The following is a 559-nucleotide window of genomic DNA, read 5'->3' on the forward strand; positions in this document are numbered from 1 at the left end:
GCATCTTCTAAAAGCTCCTGTGACATTTTGCTCATATATTCCAAAAGTTCATTTTTATATCTGTAATATGTTGTCTTTGGAGTTCCAGAAAGTTCCATTATTTCCTTGTCCTGTAACCTACCTCTATTACTTATTATTTCTGACTGAACTGCTATTTTTTTACTTTGTCCTGTTGTCCTGTTTTTTGTGTCCCGTTTGTCCTGTTTTAAGATTTTTTGTCCTGAATTTTTGTCCTGTCCTTCTTCTTTTTTTTTGAGATATCTCTCATGTTTCTTTTTTATACTATCCGTCTGCATTTCTAGGGATAATTCTCTTTTTATCCGTTCATATACTTCTTTTTTTGTTTTATATTCAGGCTTAAGTTTCACATATAGCTGATCTATTAACTTTATATCCATTCATCTAATTAGCCCTCCTTATATTCGGACCATAAAACTTTTTGGCCATTAATTGTAATCTCATCTTCTCCTGTAAAATTAAGGTATCTTTCTATTATCATCTGGCAGTATTCTTCTTCATATTCAATACCATACATATTTTTCCCTGATATTTCTGCTGC

The 559-nt window shown here is 31.5% G+C and carries 1 protein-coding gene; it reads right to left on the minus strand.

Going from position 1 to position 559, the window contains the following annotated elements; all coding sequences use genetic code 11:
* The coding region (locus NK213_RS18005; protein ID WP_253351786.1) for a hypothetical protein at positions 1-398 on the minus strand (398 nt) is incomplete at its 3' end.
* Positions 399-559 lie beyond the last annotated feature (161 nt).

Source organism: Sebaldella sp. S0638, from assembly GCF_024158605.1.
In the GTDB taxonomy this organism is placed as follows: domain Bacteria; phylum Fusobacteriota; class Fusobacteriia; order Fusobacteriales; family Leptotrichiaceae; genus Sebaldella.